Genomic DNA, 22,746 nt, shown 5'->3' with positions numbered 1-22,746 from the left:
AATTATTTAAAGAATACCCATGCAATTACTGCCAGAATAATCAGCACGATCACTGTCATTAAGCCTACTGATGCATTTTTCTGTTGCTCTTTTTCTTCAGCAACACGTGATACAGGCTGTTCCAGTGGCACGGACTGAGGTTCCGGCTGCACTTTAGGCTGGACAGTTTCAGGAATTGGCGCTGGCTTAGGAATATCTACTCGCTGCGGCATCCCTTCACGGCTAACCGGAACTTCTGCACGTTCAGTCAGGCTCGGCATACCTTGCTCGTTCATCTGCTCTGCAGCAGTTTTTTCAACCATAACTGACTCGGTAGACTCAACCACTGGCTCCATTTCAACTTCTGGCTCATCATCCTGCACTGCATCTGCTACAGGTGCCAAAATTGAGAACTTAAGGCTGGCAAATTGCAGAATGTCACCATCTTTTAGCAAGGTTTCATGGTCAATCTTGACATTATTAACAAAAGTGCCATTGGATGAATTAAGGTCTTGTACCCAAAGTCCCTGATCTTTTAACAGCAGGGCAGCATGGCGGCGGGAGATTTCCGCAGACTGTAACAATACATCAGCGTCCTGATGCCGGCCCACCAGCATGTCATGGGTAATACTGATTTCCTGCCCCGTAATATCACCTGTAATTGCTTGTAATTTCCAAGTCATAAACTCATCTCTTGTGGTTTTTTTATATCATAACATGCCTTATTTCATGTTCCGTGCCTTGTCTGTTAAGAAGCAGGACGCAGAGTAGTTGTAGTTACTGTATTTTTAGTACGTTCTACCTCCGGTTGAGGCAAAGCTACACTACGTTGCCCAATAGCAGGTTCAATCGCTACAGGAGTCGTCGTTACCACAGGAGTAACACCCCCTGAAGAAAGCTGCTTGTACACATTAGGTTTATCAGAGGTAGCAGGAACTGGCAAACGTTGCTGATAGACATCCTCTACATTTTCAGGCAATTTGGCGAAATTCCCGTCTTTATCCATAGCCAGCTGTAAGCTATAAAGCTGATCATAACGGCGTTGCGTTAATCGGCGTACATCATTAGCATCGCCGACAATGGTCGGATGGATAAATACCAGCAGGTTTCGCTTTTCATTACTGTTGCTGTCAGACCGGAACAGGCGGCCTATGCCCGGGATAGCCCCCAAACCCGGTACAGCCTGTCGACTATAAATAGAATTATCTGAGATTAGTCCACCGAGTACAACTGTTTGACCATGTTCAGCCAAGACTGCTGTTTTAATTGCACGTTTACTGGTAACCAAGTCTGTAGCCTGTCCTTTATTAGGCTGTACATTTGATACTTCCTGCTCCACCTCCAGCCGGACAGTACCATTTTCACCAATATGTGGAATAACTTTTAGAGTCACACCAACATCTTTACGTTCCACAGTTGTATAAGGATTTACACCATTTGCATTTGTTGTCACTGAACCGGTAACAAACGGGACATTCTGGCCGACAACGATATAAGCCTCTTCATTATCCATGGTAACAATAGAAGGTGTGGACAACAGATTAGACTTGGTATTGTCCTTTAAGGCCTGAATTAGGGCGCCATACAAACGTCGTGAGCCATCAGCACCTTCACGATAGTCACCTAAAAGAAGTGATGAACCTCTTAAGTTACTGGCTGCATTAGCAAGTGCTGAACCACCAGCCAGATAGCCAGCAGCAAGGCTGGCCAGGCTGCTTCCTACATTTGTAAAATTAACCAAGCCAATTCCACTGCTGATATCACCGAGTGCCCACTGCACCCCAAGCTGATCTGCATCATCACCAGCAACTTCAATAATTGCGGCTTCAATCAGAACCTGCTGGCGACGTATATCCAGTTGCTGAATTGCTGATTCGATTTCACGCATCAGCTGGGGATCAGCCTTAACCACCAGAGCATTCTGGTTAGTATCCGCAATAATACTAACCCCGTTCGCATTAAAACTACTGATCGGATTTTGCCCGGAATTAGTGTTAGCGTTGAGGTTAATACCCGGCGTAGAAATTCCAGAGCCGGTGCTGCCCTGATTATTAGTGCCGGTATTATTAATCAGGTTATTAATAGAATTACTGGAACCAGAATTATTTGAATTACTGTTGCTATTTACTGCCTGCCCGGTCACTAGTCCTTGCAGGATCTCGGACAGGTTCTGGGCACTGGCATATTTCAAGCGGAATACTTTAAGTCCCCCCAGACGGTCTGCTGAGGGTACATCCAGCATCTCAATCATATGCCGGATACGTTTACGTGTCGCCGGATCGCCTTTAATCAAAATACGGTTAGTCCGGTTATCTGCCATAATTCTTACCCGTGCCCCACTAAAATCTTTAGCAGCGCCCGTTGAACTCATGGACTCCAACAGTCCAATCACTTCTTCTGCCTGGCTCGACTGCAAGGTAATTGCTTCAATGTCATTTTGCCCGGTACCATCGAGATTGCGGACAATTGTTTCTAATTGCGCAATATTACTGGCACGATCAGAGACAATGAGAGCATTTGTTCCTGCCACTGCAGCAAGATGTGCAAACTGTGGCATTAATGGACGTAAAGCCGGTATCAGGTCATTGGGATTGGTATTTTCCAGCCAGATTACCCGGGTGACCACCTGATCACCACGTGCATTACGTCGTGCATCATAAGGAACACCTGAGCTTTTTACATTACTATCTGGAACCAGTTTAATAGTATTCCCTGATGGAATTGCCACTACACCGTTGACATTTAATACACCCAGGAACAGGTCATAAACTTCATTTTTATTGAGTGGCTTATTAGAGATGACCGTCACATTTCCGCGGACCCGTGGATCAACTGCAAAATTTTTCCCTGTAATATCGGCGACTTCATTGATAAAAGCAGTCAGGTCTGCATCACGCAGATTAATTTTCCAGGTTTGTGCATAGGCTGCAGTGCTTATAGCAGCGATGACTGGTGCTGCAGCCACTAAAGCCCAAAGTGGACGATGATGTTGTAATAAAGCCATAGCCTGTTATTTTTCCTAACACTACTGTGAGGTATCCCCACTTAAAAACTTTGTTGGATGGTCATCACCTGATCACCACGTTTTATTTCTATTTTGACTTGCCCTTCACGTCTGGCTTGTTCAAGTAACTGAATATCACTTTGTCCCTGGCCGACAGGCTGACCGTTTAAAGACATAATCCGGTCACCTGGGCGCAAACCCAGCTTACTGCGCAGTGCAGCCGGTGTACGGCTGGTGACCTCATAACCGTTACCGGTCGAGCTTACACCCATTTCCTGCAAATATTGTTCACGGTCTTCCTGAATTTTTTGTATCGCCTGTCCTAAAGCAGATTGAGAAGAATTTGCAGGTGATGGCGAAGGAGCTGCCGAAGTGGCAGGGTCAGCAGGTGGCACAATTGGCTGGTTAAGGCCATTTTCAATTCCTTTAAACTGAACTTCACGAGATGTACCATTGGGTTGACGCAATATCACCCGGTCCCAGTAAACCTCTGCCAATTGAAATGAAGAATTAGCAATGGTTTCTCCAACCCGATAACGCTCTGCAATCTGGTCTACTTTAATTACAGCTGAGGAATAACGGCTTGGATAACCAATGACCACACCCTGCAACTCTATATTTAAACTTTCAGCAGATGTATTCGCCGCAGCACTTTGACCTGGCTCGTAAAACAACGAAAATGAAGAAATATTTGGAACTTGTGGCTGCTGTGAGCCCAGCATGACGCGCTCAAACTGTATGCCTTGTGACGGTGCTACCACCCACCAGAACAACGCTGCCAGCTTCCAGCAAAAGATCAGAATTAATAATGCCAGCACGAACGGTCCAGCCCGGTCCAGTTTAGACCAGGAAATATCCTGGAGTTTATTCAGATAGGTTTTCATCACCAGTTGCCCCGTAATAGAGGCTGACGGGAGCTAATCACATAGGTATCAAGTCCAGCTTTACCGTCATAAGAAGGGACATTCAAGAGTAGACGCTGGGTTAGTTGCACATCCAGCATCATGTCCGGGTCAAGAACCAGATTTGCCATTTTCTGTCCACGCTGATCTTGTATATTAAAGATGAGCTTTCCACCGTCGTCTTGAATCTCTCCTTTTAAAGAGGGTATATTCATTCGGTCCTGCCGTGAGCCCAAGCTATACAGGAGTTGTCCGCCTGCCCATTGCAGCTGGCCAGTTGCATCGCTAAAGCCATCATTTTTCTGATAACGTAAATTAATATTTTGAAGCTGAATACTATTGGCTGGCCATTGCCAGTCTACTAAGGTCTTTAAGGTTTCTGGCGCTATCTGGCCCTTCATCTCTTGAATAATTATTTTTTTACCTAAACCATAGGCCACTGTACCATTTAGCTTTGTATTGGCACTATGAATTTCCAGGTCTGCTCCCAAGCGTAATAGCAATAAGTCGAGAGGCCTGGTTTTCCAGCTGACTGATCCACGCAATTTATCTTTATGCCAGTCTGCCTGGCCCTGCCAGATATTACCGCTGACATTTTGCAAGGTTTGATTATCTTTTGAAAATTTTGAAATAATCCAGGCAGCAGGTATCTGTAACACTACAAATAATAAAAACGCCAGGACTGCAAATATCCACCACGTTAATTGCTTCGTTCTTTTATTCATTCAGCAATAACCAACATTTAATTTTTTTCCTATAACTATATTTCTCCCCTGCGTCCCATTATGCATAATTTTTCTACCTCGCCAATTCACTGCTATAAAAAAACCAAGCATTCATGCTTGGCTTTTTTAACATTCTAAGGCAGTCGAATGACAGTTCGATGAAACTTAGATCAGAAAATCTTCAAGTTTTGCACCTTTTTCAAGGGCTGCTACTAACCAGCGTGGCTGCTTACCACGTCCTGTCCAAGTTTCTTCAGGATTTTCAGTATTACGATAACGTGGCTCTACTGATTTACGTGTTGTTTTCTTGCGCTTTTGCGCTCCAAATTCTAGCAACTGTTCAATAGTCAGACCCACATTTTCAGCAATTTCTAAAACCTGTTCATAAGCTTCATCTACTGCTTGATCTTTTTTGCTGGCGATTAATGCTTCGGCTTCAAGCTGTAATCTTTTGAGATCTTCTACCGAAAGTTCACTAATATCTGGCTTCATTAATATTGGCTCCGCAACACAGGTTAATCATATTTATTTGAATTAATATTCAAACTCATATTATGTATTTTAAATACAATTATCAAGACTATTTAATTAAATTAATAACAATAACTCAACATAGCCAAATTAATATGAAATAGGAGGTTTTATTTAATAAAACTAATCATCGGTTATTTAAATCATACTTAACAGTTTTTTCAATCTTAATGATTTTTTCTCTTATTATTTCAGGAATGAGTGTCTTTTGCATATTCTCTTTATCTACGCAAACAATTACTGCTTCTCCTAAAGCGACATTTTGTTGTTGGACACTACTCCATATCAGGTAATTCATGCGAAAGGCACTATTCCTAATCTCTTCAACCCTGACGCCAATTTTCAACTGATCTGGATAAAATACCGGTTTAAGGTATTTACACTGGCTTGAAGCCACAACAGTATTAATATCAAGCTTGAGTATATTCAAGACATCAAGATAACAAATACGGGCACTTTCTATATAACGGTAATAAATTACATTATTGACATGCCCAAATGCATCCATATCTCCCCAAGCAACATTCTGTTCATAAATTACTGGGTAATCTGTTAATTTGGTCATATTAATTCCTTAAATCTTTAACTGCATAAAATTAGCATCATTTTCAAAAACCAGATTTAATTGCTGGATTAAATCCTCATTTCCTTTAAATACTGTTTTGATCCTTAAATAAATCATCAATATATTATCTGGATAGAGTTCAAGTAACTGCTCTGCCTCCAATGCACGGTCAGTTGCTTGATATATGTGCCATTTTGCAAAAGTTAATATAGGGATACTTGGGTACTTGTTTTCTAAAAATAAAATACGCTGCTCGACATATTCATAGTCAGGTTGCTGCTTAAGTAATTGTTGCTGAAACCATAAATAGAAAACATCTTGATCAAAATTATCAGCCAGCAGTAAATTGGCTAGTGATTCATGCTGCTGACTCATTTCAGGCATACGTGCCAGTAACTTAAGCCATAGAATCTGAATGTCACGTGTACGGTTCTGTATCTGATCTGCCATGTCCAGATAACGTTGCTGCAATGCTTGCAGATCATCAAGAGTTGCTTGGTCAAACTGGCCCAGCAGTTGCTGTAGCCACTGTTTTTTATAGTCGTGACTTAAGTGACCATATTTGCTGGAGCGCAAGTAGAGCCATGGATACTGAACTGCGAATTCCCCCCAGAGCTCATTAATCCTGTATTGATAGGCACTTTCCACTTGTTGTAACCAGGGAGACAAAGCATGTTGACTCAAAAATTCAAGATGAGTTAATGCCTGTTCAGGATCTTGCTGATGCAAAAAGATTTCAATCCGTTGTAGCTCTGCCAGTTCAAATGCATGGGGAGATGCCTGATTCAAGCTTTTCAATGCAAGGTCTGTCTCAGCATTACTTAAGAATAAGCGTGATTCAATCACTCCTCTTAATAGACCTGATTGAGAAAAGACCCGTTGAATAAATAACTGCTGGTCCCGTTCCGCTTGTAACAGCCAAATCACTCCCAACTGCTCGTAAGGATGTAAGGTTTTGAAGTCAAGTACAGTTTCTGTTTTACGCTGTTCCCGAGTCAGATAACGTTTTAGTTGTAGCCAGACCAGCTGGATAATCAAACCGAATATTGCCAGTAAAGCTAGCCATATCCATAAATTGGTCTGCATTTGCCAGTTGCGCCATTGCACATAAACATAACCAGCACCGTAGCCATAACTTAGTACACTTAATAAGGCCAGAACCAGTAAGCTAACCAGTGTATAAGCAAGAAAAATCTGTTTCATACTGCCCCCTTAACCCAGTAATGTCATAGCACCAAGTTTCGGATTTGGTATGACTGGCAGATACTTCATATTCATTAAACGTTTTTTTAACTGCTGGCTGTCATAGTCGGGTAACTGATTCAGCTGTTTAATTACATCATCCAAGCCCTGCTGGTATTCTGCATATTGCCCCTGCATAAGTGACTGTCTTACCAGTAACAGCCTTAGCTGTACCTCTTTGAGAACCAGTTGCCGATTCATCAATATAGCTCCTGGACGCTGAACCGGTTCAATCTGCAACCAGCGCTGCCAGAAATGTTGCGGCTGAATCTTGGCAGGACTTAAATTATTTTGCTGTATGGCCTGCTTCAGTAACTGGTCAGTTTCTAACAACAGTGCATCTAAAGATTCTTGTTGCCGAGTTTTAGCCTGCACGAACTGTTGAATCGCTAACTGATCTGTATGAATCGCCTGATGTAGACTTTGTTTGAGTTCAGGTGCCAGTACATAGCCATGTAAATCACGATCCAGTTCTGATAATTTTTCCAGCGCATACACATACTGCTGCTGCCGGACAGCAAACTGAACCAGCTCTAAACGTTCACCAATTAATGCGACCGGGCTAAATTCTGCCAAAACGGCCGGAATTGACTGCTGCTGGGGAGACTGAGAGGGATTAGTGGAGGTAGTCACTGCTATCTGGCTAATCTGGCGCTGCAGAGCTACTACCTGGTCGTTGAGGCTTGCATTGAGCTGCTCAGTTCGATGCAAACTGGCTTCTACTTCCGGTAATTGGCGGGAAACCTGAAACAGGTCATAACTAATTTTTGCCAACCAAGCCAACGCCAGAATGATTATACAGAACAAAAACTTTCTCATAATTTCCCTTGCAACTCTGCAATATACTGGAGTATGACCTCAGGTTTTAAATATTCTATTTTTGAAACCTGAAATTTGGCTTGATGCTGGATTTTATAACCGTGTATCAACTGATATAAACGCTCTCCCAGCACCAGATAATGACATAGCTGCAAAACAGACTGCTGATTCTGGCATAAATCCAGCCAGTTAGACCAGCTGGCTTCACTAGTAATAGGGACCAGCACCTGATTTCCGTATTGTATAATCTGTGCTGCAACTTTAGAAAAATCATGAATGCTTTGTGTCGGGCAGGACCGTTCGTATAAAATAAAGTTCAAAACCTTTATTCCCTGCTGATGCAGATTTTGCATCATAAACTGGCGCCCCCCTTCTCCACGCCAGAATGCTACACTGTGCAGGTCATCAAATTGTCTGAATACATCAAGCTCAAGCATCCCCTCTGAAGTCTCAAGTTTAGGGACCTGACTGGAAATACCGTAATGTTTCAGGTGTTCAGCTGTGGTTTGGCCTACCGCTATCCATTGTAATTGTCTTAAATCGTTCAGGCTGATGCCACTTTGCTGAAGATACTGCATTCCAATATCTGCTGCTGCAGGACTCACTACTACAATTACCTGACAGAATGGCAGACTCTGATAGAGCTGTTGTAGCTGGAGTGAGTAAGCAGTTGGTGTCAGTTCAAGTAAAGGCAGCTCAAGTACTTGATGACCTGCTTGCAGTAAGGCAAGACTTAATGCCTGACTGCGTTCTTGCGGGCGGGTATTAATAAATAGCATAAAACTTACTTATAAAGGGCTTTTAACAGCTCGCCAGCACCTTGTGACAATAAATTTTCTGCCAATTCAATCCCCAACTGTTCAGCATGTTCCGGTTGTCCTGAAACTTGAGATGAAAGTAATATTAAGCCATCCACACTTCCTACACGGCCTTCAAGCTGGAGCTGGCCATTTTCCAGAGTCGCGTAAGCAGCAATCGGAACCTGACACCCTCCTTCCAAATGACTATTAAATGCTCGCTCTGCCCGTACACATATACTTGTCTGCTCATGCTGAAGTGGAGAAATCAGATCAAGTATGGCCTGATCATCTGTACGGCATTCTAGTCCCAGCGCACCTTGGCCAACAGCGGGCAGACTTAATTCCGGAGATAGGGTATGTTTAATGCGTTCACTCAATCCCAGACGTTTCAAACCAGCACTAGCCAGAATGATCGCATCATACTCACCTGCATCAAGTTTAGACAGACGCGTACCCACGTTACCACGTAAATCAAGAATATTCAGATCTGGACGGGCTTTCAAAATCTGGGTTTTACGGCGTAAACTTGACGTCCCGACTGTTGCCCCCTTTGGTAACTGCTTAAAGCCTTCAAAATGGTTTGAAACAAAAGCATCACATGGATCTTCACGTTCACAGATCACAGGTAACGATAACCCTGTTGGCAAATGCATAGGTACATCTTTCATCGAGTGCACTGCCAAATCAGCACGTCCATCCAGCAAGGCAGCTTCAAGTTCTTTTACAAACAGGCCCTTACCCCCAATTTTTGCCAGAGGAGTATCAAGAATCTTATCGCCCTGGGTTACAAACGTGACCAGTTCTACCGTCAAGCCAGGGTGAAGTTCCTGCAAACGGGCACGAATATGTTCAGCTTGCCAGAGCGCTAGAGGGCTTTTACGGGTTGCAATTTTTAAGGTCATCATCATAATTCAGGCGTTAAAAAGTCCCTTTAAACTTAACGTGATCCCCTAAAAATGCAAGTAAATTATCGTCCAAAGCCGATAAAACCGTCCTATTTTAGTTCTTTAAAGCTTTTGTATCCGCTCACGCAGACCAGGTAAATGGCGACGGCTTACGGCCAGCCGCTCGTCAAGTTCACGGCAGCGTACCTGATACTGTCCGGAAGTCACAACCTCAAGCCCATCCAGATAGTCAACAGATACCAGTGCATTACGATGGATCCGGATAAACTTCTCCGAAAATTCCTGTTCAAGTTCTTTTAAGGTCTCATCAATCAAAATGCTGCCATGTTTATGACGTACTGTGACATATTTCTGGTCAGCTAAGAAATAGTAAATGTTCTCCACAGGCACCAGCTCAACACCCCGATAACTTTTTGCAGTAATTTGCTGGCGCTGTAATTTTGCCGTATCTATATCTTTCTGCTTCAGGCCCGACATTTGTGCCTGGTTCAAACGGGTCAGCCTGTCCAGAACCTGCTGCAGCTCACTGACCTCTATGGGCTTGAGCAGATAACCTTCCGCACTTGATTTAAAAGCTTCCAATGCATGATCTTCATAAGCCGTACAAAAGACAATCGCCGGCATAAGGTCCAGCTGGTTTAGCTGTTCAGCACATTGCAAACCATCCATTTCCGGCATTTGAATATCAAGCAATACCACATCAGGCTGATACTGCTGGACCAGTTCAATCGTATGCTGACCACTTGATGTTGTAGCGACTACATGGTGCCCGAGCTGGGTAACCAGACGAGATAAGCGTTCGACGGCCAATGGCTCATCATCACAAATCAGGATATCCATTTCTTCTCCTTGTCTAGACCAACTTCATTTAATTTATATATGTTGATCTGGACTCTGGTTTTATTCTTTTATTTATAATGGTACTGCACGATAGTGGTATAAATCCCCTCACCGGCAAAAGTTTGAAACTGTACAGACTGTCCAAAATAGGCCTGTAACCGCTCCCGTACACTTTCTATAGCAATACCATGACCTTTACGTAATGTTATTTTATCTAAAGAGTAAGGATTGGTAATGACTATAGTAACTTGATTTTGAAGTATTTCAACCAGTATACCGATGGTACCTTGAGTATAGACACTTTCAACTCCATGGAAAATACTATTTTCAATCAGAGGCTGTAAGGTCAGAAGTGGAATATAAACCTGATTTAAAGAGTGAGTATTTTCTATTTTCCACTCTACCTGGAGCCGTTCACCCAGCCGCATCTGCTCAATTGAAAGGTAATGCCGGCACAAGTCAATTTCCTGCTGTAAGCTGACCAGCTTGAGGTCTTGCAGGCTGGCACGAAAAAGTTTGGACAAGCTGATCAGCATTGTTTCAGCCCTGTCAGGGTCTGTACTGATGAGACTTACTACACTATTTATACTATTAAATAAAAAATGCGGATGAATACGTGCCTGCATGGCCTGTATACGGGCATTTAATCCACTACTTTGCTGTCTGAACCATTGTTCCCGCATATACAGATAACGTAGAAAGATAACTCCCATCAATATCCCAAAACTGAGATTTAAACCTATATCTTTAAATAAAATATCGGAATCTATTCCCGTCCAGCTCAAATGACTGCCCCAATAGTTCAGCACATTCAGACTGAAGGTAGATAAAAGAACAATGCACTGAAGTAGCAGAAAACCGAACAGTAAGGCATAAAAATGGCTGAGCTGTCTGAACTGGTTTTGCCAGGTATCTACCAAAGCAGTAAAACACAATACTACCCATTGAATAAAAAAAATGTACTGTGCCAATTGGCCAAGCTGAAGGTTTTGCCATGTTCCCGCTTTTGCCAGAATAAGGATCAGTGACAACAGCGTACTGACCAGAATTAATTCGATTAGATATTGCCAGCGTCCACGCTTTGTAAAAGAATATAAATTATTCCGGTTATTTATTGATGGTATTGCGGAATTATCACGCTGTGCTTCGGCAAGCGCTGTTGAATTTGCTATACTCTTTTTTATTTTGCTGAGCCGACATGACCACATCTTCTCATTCCTCCAATACGCCTGCCCAGAATCAGACTTCCGGTATGTGGGGCGGCCGTTTTTCCGAAGCTACCGATGCTTTTGTGGCTGAATTTACCGCATCTGTACAATTTGACCAACGTTTTTATAAACAGGATATTGCCGGTTCAATTGCTCATGCGACCATGCTTGCCAAAGTAGGAGTACTGACCGAACAGGAACGTGATGACATTATTGAAGGTCTAACTGCCATTAAAGCAGATATTGAGGCAGGAAATTTTGAGTGGCGCATTGACCTTGAAGATGTACATATGAACATCGAGTCACGCCTGACCCAGCGTATCGGCATTACAGGTAAAAAACTGCATACCGGCCGTAGCCGTAATGACCAGGTCGCAACTGATATCCGTCTTTATGTCCGTGATGAAATTGATGCCATTTTAGATCTGCTGGAAAAATTACAAAAAGGCATTTTGGGTTTGGCGGCTAAAAACACCCAAACCATCATGCCCGGTTTTACCCATCTACAAACCGCACAGCCTGTGACTTTTGGTCATCATTTATTGGCCTGGTTTGAGATGCTGGTTCGTGACTCTGAACGTCTTATTGATTGCCGCAAGCGCGTTAATCGCATGCCATTAGGTTCTGCGGCACTTGCTGGTACAACTTATCCAATTGACCGTGCATATACGGCTGAACTTTTGGGTTTTGAAACAGTTGCTGAAAACTCGTTAGATGCCGTATCGGATCGTGACTTTGCGATTGAATTTAATGCTGCTGCATCTTTAATCATGATGCATTTATCACGCATGTCCGAAGAACTGATTCTATGGACTTCAGCGCAGTTCAAATTCGTTAATATCCCGGATCGTTTCTGTACGGGTTCTTCAATCATGCCACAAAAGAAAAATCCCGATGTTCCTGAACTGGTACGTGGTAAAACCGGTCGTGTCTATGGTGACCTGATGAGCCTGTTGACCCTAATGAAAGGCCAACCATTAGCATACAACAAGGATAATCAGGAAGATAAAGAGCCATTATTTGATGCAATTGATACCGTACGTGGTTCATTGATGGCATTTGCTGACATGATTCCAGCTCTGGTACCCAATATCGATATCATGCGTGAAGCAGCCCTTCGCGGTTTTTCTACTGCAACAGACCTTGCGGACTACTTAGTAAAAAATGGAGTCGCTTTTCGCGATGCACATGAAATCGTAGGTAAAGCAGTGGCTCTGGGCGTTCAGGAAGGTAAGGATCTCTCTGAACTTAGCCTTGAACAGCTTCAACAGTTCTCTGACCTGATTCAGGCAGATGTATTTGAAAAAGCACTAACTCTGGAAGCTTCAGTAAATGCGCGTAACCATATTGGCGGTACGGCCCCGGCTCAAGTAGAAGCAGCTATTGATCGTGCGCATGCGCGTTTAGAAAAGCTTTATGCTTAAACGCTATATCTTAACTTTGGAGTATTGATATGTCTCGACAGGTGTTTTGCCGTAAATATCAAAAAGAAATGGAAGGGTTAGAATTTGCGCCCTTCCCCGGCGCTAGAGGTCAGGAACTATTTGACACGGTTTCTAAACAGGCTTGGCAGGAATGGTTACAGCACCAGACCACCCTCATTAATGAAAAGCGTTTGAATGTATTTGAACCCGACGCAAAAAAATTTCTTGAAGAGCAACGTGAAAAATTTTTCACTAATGATGCAAGTGTAGAAAAAGCTGAGGGCTGGAAACCAGAAAATTAATCTTTTTTTTGACCCACTTTAGAGTGGGTCAAGATATTGCTGTTCAATTTATACTTTTAATAAATAAAGACAAAGCTTATTTTTAAAGCAATTAATTACACTATATTAACTTAATTTACATGCCCTTCACATCAAAACACATGAACTATAATGAGTAATAAACCTGAACTTCTTATACTGATTTTAAGAAAACTTATATAAAGCTCTGATGAATTCTGCATAAGTGAAATTTTGAATGAGCTCCTCTTTCGTTCCCAGATTTCCCCCAAAGTCTGGGACTTTTTTTATTCTATATTTAATTTTTTGCTTACTCTTGTATAAGCTTTAGCTTACAGTGATATAAGATTTTTACTTCTACGATATTTACTTAATTCCATTAGACTAAAGTTGTAGCCAAGCAGGAAGCTAGGTGAGCATAGAAAAATAATTAAAAATTGCAATGGGTACAGGATGTGATGATTTTTCCTTACTCTTGACTCAAAGGTCCGGGAAACTTTCCCCGGGCCTTTTCACTTTTTAAAACGTCTGTTTAGCGACGTTGTACGTGTTCTTCAATTTCATCCAGGCTGGTATGACGTACATCAAGTCCTTTTGCAATATAAATTACTTGTTCCGAAATATTACGGGCATGATCACCAATACGTTCAAGTGAGCGCAATACCCACATTACGTTCAGTACCCGGGAAATATGGCGTGGATCTTCAATCATATAAGTCATTAGAGTACGGGTGGCTGACTGGTATTCACGATCGATATCGGCATCGGCTAAAAGTACTTTAAGCGCCTGCTCAGCATCGACCCGAGCAAAAGCATCCAGTGCATCATGAATCATAACCCGCACCTGATTGCCAATATGCCGGGTTTCCATATAACCCCGTGGCGATCCGCCTTCTTCACATAAGTTTTGGGCAATACGGGCGATTTTTGCGGCTTCGTCTCCAATCCGTTCCAGGTCAGTATTTGCTTTACTCATCGCGATCACCATACGCAGGTCAATCGCAGCCGGATGACGGCGTGCCAGAATCAGGGTTAACCCTTCATCAATTTCCCGTTCATAACGGTTTACTACGTTATCCTGAAACTGTACGTCGATAGCCATATTGGTATCTGTATCCAGCAAAGCCCGTATTGCATTGGCCACCTGCTGCTCGACCAGACCGCCCATAGTCATAAATTTAGTCGTAACACCTTGCAGTTCTTCATTAAACTGTGAAGAAATATGGTGACTTAATACAGGGTTATTCAAGCTCAAGATAAAGACTCCAGCCAGCTAAAAAGAAAATTCTGATGCATCTTGTATTAAAGCATAGCTATGATGAAACTTTGATGACAGTTCATTTATGAATAGCTGTCAAAACTTTTCAACCAGCCAGCTGTTCATTTCCTGCAAATCCTGTTCATTGAGCTGACCTGCGGCGGCTTTCAAACGCAATATATTAATCAGATGATCATACTGTGCATTTACATAATCCTGCCGGGCAGAAAAAGCATTACGCTGAGCCAGCAATACATCTACTATAGTTTTTAAACCTTCATTATATTGGGCACGTGAAGCACGTGATACCAGCTCGGATGATTGCATCGCGGCCTTACGGGCCTCTAATTTATTCTGGTCAGTTTGAACCTGCAGGTAGGCCTGTTTGGCATCAGTTGTACTTTTACGGACAGCAGCTTCCAACTCTGCTTCAGTACGCCGGATATCGACTGTAGCCTTTCGTATATTTTGTTGTGTGCGTCCCCCATTAAAAAGATTCCAGTTCATTTCCACGCCAATCTGGTCAAACTGACCATCACCAGAGATGAGTGTTTCCTGTGACTGTTTGGTATAGCCATAGGTAGCTACTGCTTCAAGCTGCGGATATAAGGCTGCCCGTTCAATCCGGCGCTGGTCATCATTATATTTTTGTTGCAAACGTGCCTGCTGTACTGAGAGATTCTGATTTTGTGCCAAGGTAGTCCATTCTTGCAAATTAGCCGGATAAGGTTGCTGATAGCTAAAATTTTCTTGAAGCACCGCCAGACTTTCCTGATATGGCCCAATTAGTTGTGCCAGCTGTTCCTGATCCAGAAGTAACTGTACATTACTTGAAATCCGGTTGGCCCGGGCATTTTGATACTGGGCATTGGCTTCACTGACATCACTACGGGCAACCAGTCCTTCACGTAACTTGGCGTTCATCATTTCCAGCTGCTCTAATAATGCTTTCTCTTCCTGTAAATGGGAACTGGTCAGTGTCTGCTGACGTAAGACATTAAAATAACTCTCAGCCACATTGAGTATATGGTCCTGCTGGCGCTGGCGTAATTGTACTTCACTCAGCAGTACGGAGGTTTGTACCTGTTTATAACCCTCCCAGGCATCTTTACGGAATAAGGGCTGACGTGCCGTAATCGAAATTTGCTTCGTGGTAGAGGTCGATGACATCAAGGCATCACCAAAATTTTCAAAACCTGGAATGGTCATATTATTGCTATGGTCACTTCCCTGATGTTTACGGGTAATATTACCGCTGACACTGACTGTCGGCAAAAAATTAGTACGCGCAATACCCAGATTAAGCTGATCTGCCTGATACTGGTAAAGATTGGCCTGCCAGCTTGGGTCTGACTGTTTGGCACGCTGATAAGCCTCTACCAGATCAAGCGCATAAAGCTGTGGACTTGTAGCTAGAAAAAACAGGCTCAGGAAAATTTTTTTCTTCATTTTTTTAAATGCCCATCTACACCGCAAAAAACCGAACTATCTTTTTCAGGACAGTTTTCAGGTATGCCATATTACTCATGAATAGCCAAGTTTAAGTATGATTTTTATTAAATTTTCCCAGTTCTTGACTTCAGGCAGTTTCAATAGGGTAAGAATATAGTAAAATCCAGCTATCTTGCCTAAATTCATACTACATATTGCTTACAAATAATTTAAACAATACTACAGCTTTTACTGGGTTTTTAAAGATAATCATCATCAACCATATTCTGCTAGTTTGCTCGCTCTTAGTACGCTGTTGTCTTGCTCACGCATCATACAACCTGAGTCAAGTAGTCCCCCGCCTTGGAGGAAAAAACGTATGAAGCCTCTTGCTTATCTTTCTCTATCCCTGCTGGTGTTAGCTATGGCTGGCTGCCAGAAGCCCGAAATGGAGAAAACAGCCAAGCAAGAAACGCCGCCTCCTACCCGTATTGCTCCACAACAGGATGATACCCGCTGCCTGAACCTGGCAGAACAGATGCAGAAAATTAATTCGGAAAGTACAGTAGAGGCCTTAGATCAAGTCAATGCACAAATTAAAACCTGTTTGCCACAGCTAAAATTTGAACAGCAAAAACAGATTCTCAAAGCTTCGAATGCCATGTATCAGCGCTTTTTGACAGTTAAGCGTACTCCTGAACAGCAGACGGCATTTGAAGACTATGCTTTTAACCAGTCACCTCATCCAACGTTACAGCAGAGTTATACCGAAAAATTTTCACCGCGTGATCAGTACCTGCTCAAGCATCAGGGCAAAGTATATTATGAGCTGTATGATGGTGGAGAAGGCATGTTCAGTTATCGCCGCCAGCCGCAATATCTGGCACAGATTTTTGCCCCCTATTTACCGACTGCCGAGCGAATCTTTATTGAAACACTGGCTAGCCAGAACCAGCAGAGTCCTCTGCGTGATGGCGCACTGACAATTTCTTGGGATGAAATCGCACAGCGTGCACAGTTCTGGGAAAGCTATGTCAAGCAATATCCGAATAGCAGCTTTATAGATGATGCCAGACTGCTGCTTTCACTTTATACCTCATTCCTGTTTAAAGGTATGAATAACACCCCAATCTCTGATACATATACTGGTGAGCTTTCTATACGGCCAGATGCACTGACTGTGATTCAGCAAGTTGCTAAACAGCGCGACTCGGAACTGGCCGCCCAGGCCAAACGCTTTTTAGAATTTGTAGAGATGTCACCCGCCCAGCGTAATCAGAAAATAAAAGTTCAGCTGACTGCACCGGAACGTCTTTCAGGACAGGAAAATATTTTGACCTTACGGCAGCTGGAAAAATATGTTCAGTTACGTGACCCTTATGCCAACTCCCCACGTTACCAATATCGTGACTGTTTTAGTGATGCTGTCTGTATAAGTTATTAAGACCAAAGAACTACATTGTTACTTCAAGCATGGCTGTTCATTCTGAAAATCCATGCTAAGATCTTTACATGCTTGACGGAGCGCGAGTAATTACTCGCTGAGATCATGTAATTCCTTTTTTCAGGAATTGATCATGAGTACCGTTGAACCTGATCAGGTTAAGACCTGCGTAGGAATCAAGCCATCTAAAAACTGAAGCTCTTCTTTTATTCTTACAGAATAAATCTGCCACCGTTTTTGGTCGTGCTTGATTCGTTGATATCATTCATAAGGATCATGTACATGAACCAGTTAACGAATCATTCTTCTTTACCTTTATCTAGTCAGCATGAGCAAGAAGCCAAAGAACTGACCCGTATTTTGCCTGCTTCAAGAAAAGTCTATATACAAGGTTCACGTCCCGACATTCAGGTTCCCATGCGTGAAATCAGTCTGACCGACACCCCAACCGGTCTAGGCGGTGAACACAACCCACCAGTTATGGTCTACGATACATCGGGTGTTTATACCGATCCGAGAATCAAGATTGACCTGAAGCAGGGCCTGCCAGATGTACGTAAACGATGGATTGAAGAGCGTGCAGACACCGAAGTCCTGAACCAGCTTTCTTCAGAGTTCGGACAGGCGCGCTTAAAAGATATTACTACTGCCGAAATCCGCTTTGCCCATATCTCACAGCCCCGTCGTGCCAAAGCAGGTAAAAATGTTACCCAGATGCACTATGCAAAACAGGGTATTATTACGCCAGAAATGGAATATATTGCTATTCGTGAAAATCAGCGTCAGTGTCACGGCGTTGACACCCGACAGCATAGTGGCCAGAACTTCGGTGCACAGAATTTACGTGAAATCACGCCAGAGTTCGTGCGTCAGGAGGTAGCAGCAGGTCGGGCCATTATTCCTGCCAATATTAATCATCCAGAAATTGAACCGATGATCATCGGTCGTAACTTTCTGGTCAAAATCAATGCCAATATCGGGAATTCGGCTCTGGGCTCATCAATTGATGAAGAAGTTTCTAAAATGACATGGGCAACCCGCTGGGGCGCCGATACCATTATGGATCTGTCGACTGGTAAAAACATACATGAAACCCGGGAATGGATTATCCGTAACTCACCGGTACCGATTGGAACTGTTCCAATTTACCAGGCGCTGGAGAAAGTAAATGGAGTAGCCGAAGACCTGACTTGGGAAATTTTTAAAGACACCTTGATTGAACAGGCTGAACAGGGTGTTGATTACTTTACTATTCATGCTGGCGTATTACTGCGATATGTTCCACTGACTGCTCAGCGTCTGACCGGTATTGTATCGCGTGGCGGCTCGATTATGGCACAGTGGTGCCTGGCCCATCATCAGGAAAATTTTCTGTATACCCATTTCGATGAAATTTGTGAAATCATGAAAGCCTATGATGTTTCTTTCAGTCTGGGAGATGGCTTGCGTCCGGGGTGTATTCAGGATGCCAATGACGAAGCGCAGTTTAATGAACTACGAACTCTAGGCGAGCTGACTCAACGTGCCTGGGAACATGATGTGCAGGTCATGATTGAAGGCCCCGGTCATGTACCTATGCATATGATCAAGGAAAACATGGATTTGCAGCTTGAAGTATGTAAGGAGGCGCCATTTTATACATTAGGGCCGCTGACTACCGATATTGCTCCGGGATATGACCATATTACCTCGGCTATTGGAGCCGCCATGATTGGCTGGTACGGTACTGCCATGTTGTGTTATGTCACGCCAAAAGAACACTTGGGGCTTCCAAATAAAAAAGATGTAAAAGACGGGATTATCACTTACAAGATTGCAGCGCATGCAGCAGATCTGGCTAAGGGCCATCCCGGAGCCCAAGTGCGTGATAACGCTCTGTCCAAAGCCCGCTTTGAATTTCGCTGGGATGACCAGTTTAATCTGAGTCTGGACCCTGATACAGCCCGCAGTATGCATGACGAAACCCTACCCAAAGAGGCACATAAATCAGCTCATTTTTGCTCAATGTGTGGTCCAAAATTCTGCTCAATGAAAATTACCCAGAATGTCCGGGATTATGCCCAGAATCAGGCAAAGAACCAGGAACTCGAAATAGCACAGCAGGTAGAAGAAGGCTTTGAAACGATGAAGGCGGCTTACCATGAGGCAGGCCAGAAGCTTTATCATAAAGTCTAAATTTCTAAAAAAACATTTGAGTACGTCTTAATCTCAGTTAGGATGAAGTAAACATTTCTTCATCCTGATTGAACGTATGACCATCATTGAACAGGCCAGCTATTCTGCAACCGATGTTAAGATTGAAGCACGTGAAAGTGTGTACCAAGGTTTTATACAGGTCGAGAAAGTCGCCTTGCGTCATCGCCTGTTTGGCGAGAATACCTACACTCCTGTATTACAGCGCGAGCTGATTCATCGTCCAGAGGCGGCAGGTGTCCTGATTTATAATGATGAACAGCAGAAATTTGCTTTGATTGAGCAGTTCCGTATTGGTGCTGTCGATGACCATGAATCACCATGGCAGCTTGAAGTAATTGCGGGTGTTCTTGATGCAGGTGAATCTGCTGAACAGTGTCTGTACCGTGAGAGTCTTGAGGAATCGGGTTGCGAAATTCACACCCTGCAACATCTTTTTAGCTTTTACCCTTCTGCAGGGGCCTGCTCCGAGTTATTTCATCTATATACAGCCCAAGCAAAGCTCGATCTAAATGGAGGAATCTTTGGTATGCCCGATGAAGGCGAAAATATTCGTCTTCATATTTTGGACTATCAGGACATTGACCAGCTATTTCAGCAGAATCGGTTATGTAATGCCCCAGTCATCATGGCCTTGCAATGGCTTAGGCAGCATGTAATCACAATAATAAAGAACTGAAGGATAACGATGATAGTCTCTCATTCAATGGAGCATCGAGATACTTGGGTGATCATACAAATCACCGATACGCATCTGATGGGGCAAGCTGAAAAAGAATTTGTACAGATGAACCCCGAACAGAGCTTTCATGCAGTCATACAGCAGATTCTTCTCCAGCATCCCCACATTGATGCGATTATTCATACAGGAGACTTGGCCCAGGAACCCGAACAGATCACATACCAGCGTTATCTCAGCTATATGCAGGGTTTAGGAATACCCTTTTTTCAGGTTCCAGGCAATCATGATGATCTTGATTATTTTCCGTTTCAGCAGAGTTATCATGAACCGGGTATTGTCGAGCTTGGAAACTGGTGCTTGTTTTTATTAAATAGTGCAGTGGATGGCCGAGTAGATGGCCACATTAGCCAGACACAGCTGAAGGCACTTGAACAGCAACTTCAGCAACATGCGCATCAGCATGTCTTAATTGCCTGCCATCATCACCCTTTCGAGATGCGATCCCGATGGATCGACCAGCATAAACTCAAGAATACCCCGGAATTGACAGAAATATTGGCTCAGCATAGTAATATACAGGCTGTAATTTGTGGTCATGTACATCAGGACTCCATCCATATCTGGAATAATATCCAGTTTTTATCGACCCCATCTACCTCTGTTCAGTTTAAGCCATTCAGTGACCAGTTTGCGCTAGATGAGCAGGCTCCAGGCTACCGGATACTCAAGCTGCACAGCAATGGCCAGTTAGATACGAAAGTATATCGCTTAAAAGATTTTCATCACAGAATTGAGACAGAAATTTCAGGCTATTAACTTTTCATTTCTTAAATTTTGGGCTAATTTAAGACCCTTAAATTTAGTATTAAGCCGATAGTCTGAGAGAGAGTGACTATCATCTTAATTAAAATATCTATATGATGACCGCCCCTGATGGGAAAATTCACCCTAGGGGGATGGATATAATACTTGCATATCACCATATTTTTTGCGTATAGATATACGTATATGATGAGGAATGCCCTATATGGCGAATGACAACCAGAATCAAGTCTTAGACGAACATACAGAAGCTGCAGATAGTGAAAAAACTGCTGCAAAACGTACCCGTAAGCCGAAAGCTAAAACTTCAGAGGCAGGTACAACAGCAAGCTTGTTTGGTATAGCGCCTTATCAGCCTAAAAAAAATGAAGAATACATGTCTGAAGGGCAGCTTGAGCATTTCCGCCAGATTCTAGAAGCGTGGAAAGCTGAATTGATGTCGGAAGTAGACCGTACTCTAAACACCATGCAAGATGAGAATACTGCCCTGCCTGATGTCAATGACCGCGCTACCCAAGAAGAAGAATTTGCAATCGAGTTACGGACCCGTGACCGTGAACGTAAACTGATCCGCAAGATTGAACAGTCTTTACAGACCATTAAAGATGAAGACTATGGTTTCTGTGAAACCTGCGGGATTGAGATCGGTTTACGCCGCTTAGAAGCGCGTCCGACTGCTACGTTATGTATTGATTGCAAAACACTGGCGGAAATCAAAGAGAAGCAGAATAACGGCTAATTCTGTGAGCAGTAATTCCTTTCTGATCTCTCCTTTACAAAGGGAAATATCAGTTCAAGAGCATTACGTGGGTCGGTTTGCGCCATCGCCAACCGGCCCTTTACATTTCGGTTCACTTATTACAGCAGTGGTCAGTTACTGTGATGCCAAAGCCCGACAGGGTAAATGGCTGGTCCGGATTGAAGATACAGACATCCCGAGAATCTCTCCTGGTAGTGAACAGCATATCCTTTGTGCCATTGAGGCGTTTGGTTTCGAGGTAGATTCACATATTATTTTCCAGAAAGACCGTCTTGATATTTATGAGTCGGTTTTGACACAGTTGCGAAAGCAGGGTCTGGTTTATGCCTGCCAGTGTACCCGTAAAATATTAGGCTCCAATCATATCTATGCAGGTACCTGCCGCCATCTTAATCTTCCATTTGAGCAGCAGGCCATCCGTATTAAGGTAAGTGACGAAGAACTGTGCTTTACAGATCGACTGCAAGGGAAGCATTGTTCTAACTTGGCTTATGATTTGGGTGATTTTGTGCTCAAACGTCGTGATGGCATTATTAACTATCAACTGGCTGTAGTAGTGGATGACTACTTACAGGGCGTCACTCACGTGGTACGCGGTGCCGATTTGCTCGACAATACGGTCCGGCAAATGTGGCTGGGTTCAGTGCTGGGTTATCCTGTACTGCATTATATGCACCTTCCACTTGCAATGAATAGTCAAGGACAAAAGCTCTCCAAACAGAATCTGGCATTAGCACTTGATTTAAACCAGCCCTCTGTCTTACTACAAAAAGCTTTAAATGCTCTAAATCAGCCTGCTGTTGATTTGGATGCGCCTTCTTTAATGCTCAAACAGGCAATTAGCCAGTGGAGTGTTGAGGCCATACCTCACAGCTTGATGCTAAATGGTCACTATCTGTAACATGAAAAGATT

22 protein-coding genes and 1 riboswitch are annotated in these 22,746 nt (G+C 43.2%); of the genes, 8 read left to right on the top strand and 14 right to left on the bottom strand.

Going from position 1 to position 22,746, the window contains the following annotated elements; genetic code table 11:
- Positions 1-2 precede the first annotated feature (2 nt).
- The 12 genes from ABZP31_RS00965 to ABZP31_RS00910 all read right to left on the bottom strand — a co-directional run bounded on the left by ABZP31_RS00965 (position 3) and on the right by ABZP31_RS00910 (position 11,520).
- Complete coding sequence (locus tag ABZP31_RS00965) at positions 3-662, bottom strand: FHA domain-containing protein (RefSeq protein ID WP_034685843.1); 660 nt, start codon at positions 660-662, stop codon at positions 3-5.
- Positions 663-727: 65 nt separating this feature from the next.
- Positions 728-2,983 (bottom strand): type II secretion system secretin GspD, encoded by a 2,256-nt coding sequence (gene gspD, locus ABZP31_RS00960; protein WP_034685841.1) that lies wholly within the window; start codon positions 2,981-2,983, stop codon positions 728-730.
- A 41-nt stretch (positions 2,984-3,024) separates the two neighbouring features.
- The gene (locus ABZP31_RS00955; protein ID WP_034685839.1) at positions 3,025-3,867 is read right to left on the bottom strand and encodes a type II secretion system protein N; all 843 of its coding nucleotides are present in this window, start codon (positions 3,865-3,867) and stop codon (positions 3,025-3,027) included.
- On the bottom strand, positions 3,867-4,610 hold the full coding sequence (gene gspN / locus ABZP31_RS00950; protein ID WP_005017083.1) for a type II secretion system protein N: 744 nt from the start codon (positions 4,608-4,610) through the stop codon (positions 3,867-3,869). Before gspN ends, ABZP31_RS00955 begins: the two co-directional genes overlap by 1 nt.
- Positions 4,611-4,775: 165 nt before the next feature.
- Entirely contained in the window at positions 4,776-5,102 is a 327-nt protein-coding gene (locus tag ABZP31_RS00945) for an H-NS histone family protein (protein WP_005017085.1), read from the bottom strand.
- Between the two features lie 166 nt (positions 5,103-5,268).
- A complete protein-coding gene (locus tag ABZP31_RS00940; RefSeq protein ID WP_034685838.1) occupies positions 5,269-5,706 on the bottom strand; it encodes a thioesterase family protein in 438 nt (145 codons plus the stop codon).
- Positions 5,707-5,715: 9 nt separating this feature from the next.
- Positions 5,716-6,909, bottom strand: a complete 1,194-nt coding sequence (locus ABZP31_RS00935) for a heme biosynthesis protein HemY (protein ID WP_248123202.1) — start codon at positions 6,907-6,909, stop codon at positions 5,716-5,718.
- 9 nt (positions 6,910-6,918) lie between these two features.
- On the bottom strand, positions 6,919-7,767 hold the full coding sequence (locus ABZP31_RS00930; RefSeq protein ID WP_248088803.1) for a hypothetical protein: 849 nt from the start codon (positions 7,765-7,767) through the stop codon (positions 6,919-6,921).
- Positions 7,764-8,546 (bottom strand): uroporphyrinogen-III synthase, encoded by a 783-nt coding sequence (locus tag ABZP31_RS00925; protein ID WP_034683639.1) that lies wholly within the window; start codon positions 8,544-8,546, stop codon positions 7,764-7,766. Before ABZP31_RS00925 ends, ABZP31_RS00930 begins: the two co-directional genes overlap by 4 nt.
- A gap of 5 nt (positions 8,547-8,551) precedes the next feature.
- The gene (gene hemC / locus ABZP31_RS00920; RefSeq protein ID WP_248135024.1) at positions 8,552-9,472 is read right to left on the bottom strand and encodes a hydroxymethylbilane synthase; all 921 of its coding nucleotides are present in this window, start codon (positions 9,470-9,472) and stop codon (positions 8,552-8,554) included.
- A 102-nt stretch (positions 9,473-9,574) separates the two neighbouring features.
- Entirely contained in the window at positions 9,575-10,312 is a 738-nt protein-coding gene (locus tag ABZP31_RS00915; protein WP_005017100.1) for a LytTR family DNA-binding domain-containing protein, read from the bottom strand.
- A 68-nt stretch (positions 10,313-10,380) separates the two neighbouring features.
- Entirely contained in the window at positions 10,381-11,520 is a 1,140-nt protein-coding gene (locus ABZP31_RS00910) for a sensor histidine kinase (RefSeq protein ID WP_248135022.1), read from the bottom strand.
- On the opposite strand from ABZP31_RS00910, the gene argH reads away from it, so the two are divergent.
- On the top strand, positions 11,511-12,944 hold the full coding sequence (argH, locus tag ABZP31_RS00905) for an argininosuccinate lyase (protein ID WP_010700193.1): 1,434 nt from the start codon (positions 11,511-11,513) through the stop codon (positions 12,942-12,944). The genes ABZP31_RS00910 and argH overlap by 10 nt on opposite strands.
- Positions 12,945-12,973: 29 nt before the next feature.
- The gene (locus ABZP31_RS00900) at positions 12,974-13,246 is read left to right on the top strand and encodes an oxidative damage protection protein (RefSeq protein ID WP_248135021.1); all 273 of its coding nucleotides are present in this window, start codon (positions 12,974-12,976) and stop codon (positions 13,244-13,246) included.
- A 529-nt stretch (positions 13,247-13,775) separates the two neighbouring features.
- On the opposite strand, the gene phoU is transcribed toward ABZP31_RS00900, so the two are convergent.
- Together phoU and ABZP31_RS00890 are read right to left on the bottom strand one after the other, a co-directional pair.
- Entirely contained in the window at positions 13,776-14,498 is a 723-nt protein-coding gene (phoU, locus tag ABZP31_RS00895; RefSeq protein ID WP_005017107.1) for a phosphate signaling complex protein PhoU, read from the bottom strand.
- Positions 14,499-14,597: 99 nt separating this feature from the next.
- Positions 14,598-15,950: a TolC family outer membrane protein gene (locus ABZP31_RS00890; protein WP_248135020.1), complete on the bottom strand. Its 1,353-nt coding sequence runs from the start codon at positions 15,948-15,950 to the stop codon at positions 14,598-14,600.
- A gap of 361 nt (positions 15,951-16,311) precedes the next feature.
- Between ABZP31_RS00890 and ABZP31_RS00885 the strand changes: the two genes are divergently transcribed.
- The 6 genes from ABZP31_RS00885 to gluQRS all read left to right on the top strand — a co-directional run bounded on the left by ABZP31_RS00885 (position 16,312) and on the right by gluQRS (position 22,734).
- Entirely contained in the window at positions 16,312-17,376 is a 1,065-nt protein-coding gene (locus ABZP31_RS00885) for a hypothetical protein (RefSeq protein ID WP_248135019.1), read from the top strand.
- A 66-nt stretch (positions 17,377-17,442) separates the two neighbouring features.
- A riboswitch (TPP riboswitch) is annotated at positions 17,443-17,569 on the top strand.
- Between the two features lie 89 nt (positions 17,570-17,658).
- A complete protein-coding gene (gene thiC / locus ABZP31_RS00880; protein ID WP_005017112.1) occupies positions 17,659-19,551 on the top strand; it encodes a phosphomethylpyrimidine synthase ThiC in 1,893 nt (630 codons plus the stop codon).
- 76 nt (positions 19,552-19,627) lie between these two features.
- Complete coding sequence (locus ABZP31_RS00875; RefSeq protein ID WP_101160610.1) at positions 19,628-20,248, top strand: NUDIX domain-containing protein; 621 nt, start codon at positions 19,628-19,630, stop codon at positions 20,246-20,248.
- A gap of 3 nt (positions 20,249-20,251) precedes the next feature.
- The gene (cpdA, locus tag ABZP31_RS00870; protein WP_248135027.1) at positions 20,252-21,067 is read left to right on the top strand and encodes a 3',5'-cyclic-AMP phosphodiesterase; all 816 of its coding nucleotides are present in this window, start codon (positions 20,252-20,254) and stop codon (positions 21,065-21,067) included.
- A 211-nt stretch (positions 21,068-21,278) separates the two neighbouring features.
- Positions 21,279-21,812: an RNA polymerase-binding protein DksA gene (dksA, locus tag ABZP31_RS00865; RefSeq protein WP_005022984.1), complete on the top strand. Its 534-nt coding sequence runs from the start codon at positions 21,279-21,281 to the stop codon at positions 21,810-21,812.
- 22 nt (positions 21,813-21,834) lie between these two features.
- Positions 21,835-22,734 carry a tRNA glutamyl-Q(34) synthetase GluQRS gene (gluQRS, locus tag ABZP31_RS00860; protein WP_248135026.1) on the top strand — a complete coding sequence of 300 codons (900 nt, stop codon included), beginning with the start codon at positions 21,835-21,837 and terminating at the stop codon, positions 22,732-22,734.
- Positions 22,735-22,746: the final 12 nt, after the last annotated feature.

This window comes from Acinetobacter sp. FL, from assembly GCF_040744925.1.
GTDB lineage: Bacteria > Pseudomonadota > Gammaproteobacteria > Pseudomonadales > Moraxellaceae > Acinetobacter > Acinetobacter radioresistens.
This window is presented reverse-complemented; position numbering and strand designations above follow the sequence as displayed.

Coding starts and splice junctions, on each gene's coding strand:
- ABZP31_RS00965 (WP_034685843.1), bottom strand. CDS start 662: ATGACTTGGAAATTACAAGCAATTACAGGTGATATTACGGGGCAGGAA.
- gspD (WP_034685841.1), bottom strand. CDS start 2,983: ATGGCTTTATTACAACATCATCGTCCACTTTGGGCTTTAGTGGCTGCA.
- ABZP31_RS00955 (WP_034685839.1), bottom strand. CDS start 3,867: ATGAAAACCTATCTGAATAAACTCCAGGATATTTCCTGGTCTAAACTG.
- gspN (WP_005017083.1), bottom strand. CDS start 4,610: ATGAATAAAAGAACGAAGCAATTAACGTGGTGGATATTTGCAGTCCTG.
- ABZP31_RS00945 (WP_005017085.1), bottom strand. CDS start 5,102: ATGAAGCCAGATATTAGTGAACTTTCGGTAGAAGATCTCAAAAGATTA.
- ABZP31_RS00940 (WP_034685838.1), bottom strand. CDS start 5,706: ATGACCAAATTAACAGATTACCCAGTAATTTATGAACAGAATGTTGCT.
- ABZP31_RS00935 (WP_248123202.1), bottom strand. CDS start 6,909: ATGAAACAGATTTTTCTTGCTTATACACTGGTTAGCTTACTGGTTCTG.
- ABZP31_RS00930 (WP_248088803.1), bottom strand. CDS start 7,767: ATGAGAAAGTTTTTGTTCTGTATAATCATTCTGGCGTTGGCTTGGTTG.
- ABZP31_RS00925 (WP_034683639.1), bottom strand. CDS start 8,546: ATGCTATTTATTAATACCCGCCCGCAAGAACGCAGTCAGGCATTAAGT.
- hemC (WP_248135024.1), bottom strand. CDS start 9,472: ATGATGACCTTAAAAATTGCAACCCGTAAAAGCCCTCTAGCGCTCTGG.
- ABZP31_RS00915 (WP_005017100.1), bottom strand. CDS start 10,312: ATGGATATCCTGATTTGTGATGATGAGCCATTGGCCGTCGAACGCTTA.
- argH (WP_010700193.1), top strand. CDS start 11,511: ATGACCACATCTTCTCATTCCTCCAATACGCCTGCCCAGAATCAGACT.
- ABZP31_RS00910 (WP_248135022.1), bottom strand. CDS start 11,520: ATGTGGTCATGTCGGCTCAGCAAAATAAAAAAGAGTATAGCAAATTCA.
- ABZP31_RS00900 (WP_248135021.1), top strand. CDS start 12,974: ATGTCTCGACAGGTGTTTTGCCGTAAATATCAAAAAGAAATGGAAGGG.
- ABZP31_RS00890 (WP_248135020.1), bottom strand. CDS start 15,950: ATGAAGAAAAAAATTTTCCTGAGCCTGTTTTTTCTAGCTACAAGTCCA.
- ABZP31_RS00885 (WP_248135019.1), top strand. CDS start 16,312: ATGAAGCCTCTTGCTTATCTTTCTCTATCCCTGCTGGTGTTAGCTATG.
- thiC (WP_005017112.1), top strand. CDS start 17,659: ATGAACCAGTTAACGAATCATTCTTCTTTACCTTTATCTAGTCAGCAT.
- ABZP31_RS00875 (WP_101160610.1), top strand. CDS start 19,628: ATGACCATCATTGAACAGGCCAGCTATTCTGCAACCGATGTTAAGATT.
- dksA (WP_005022984.1), top strand. CDS start 21,279: ATGGCGAATGACAACCAGAATCAAGTCTTAGACGAACATACAGAAGCT.